The sequence below is a fragment of the Frankia sp. Mgl5 genome (genome assembly GCF_023242985.1).
Lineage (GTDB): Bacteria > Actinomycetota > Actinomycetes > Frankiales > Frankiaceae > Parafrankia > Parafrankia soli.
Map to the genome: position 1 here is coordinate 1 of NZ_JALKFY010000435.1, position 549 is coordinate 549.

Genomic DNA, 549 nt, shown 5'->3' on the forward strand with positions numbered 1-549 from the left:
GTTCGCCTTTGAGCTCTCGATTGCCCCGAGCAGACCCGGTTCAACGCCCGTTACTTCAAAGTAGACATCAGCACCGCCACCAGTGATCTCTCTGATTGCCTGCACAGCGTCTGTTTGTGAGGGATCAATCGCATCGGTCGCGCCGAGCTGCAATGCCATCTGCCGTCATTGCTCCGAGATTTCCACTGCGATGATCTGGCTGGCACCAGCTGCCTTGGCTGCGAGAATCGTCAGCAGTCCGATTGGGCCTGTTCCAAATACAGCACATGAATCGCCTGCCGGCAAGCGGCTCTCACGAACAGCATGGAGTGCCACGGACGTCGGTTCAATGAGTGCGGCCTGCTCATACGACATGTTGTCAGGCAGCAGGTGTACCATCTCTTCGCCAACGACAGTCAGTTCGGAGAAACCGTCGCCACCGCCGCTCAGCCCAAAGCATCTAATCAGATCGCACAGATTGTGTCGCCCGTTCTTGCAGGCTTTGCATTTGCCGCAGGACAAAACGGGTTCGACCGCTACCCGGTCGCCTACCTTGACGCGCGTTACACC

At 57.6% G+C, this 549-nt stretch carries 2 protein-coding genes; both read right to left on the reverse strand.

Going from position 1 to position 549, the window contains the following annotated elements; translation table 11 throughout:
• On the reverse strand, positions 1 to 159 hold a 159-nt coding region (locus MXD62_RS40525; protein ID WP_368862371.1), incomplete at its 3' end, for a zinc-binding dehydrogenase.
• 6 nt (positions 160 to 165) lie between these two features.
• A partial coding sequence (locus MXD62_RS10010) for an alcohol dehydrogenase catalytic domain-containing protein (protein ID WP_248829061.1) occupies positions 166 to 549 on the reverse strand: 384 nt, incomplete at its 5' end.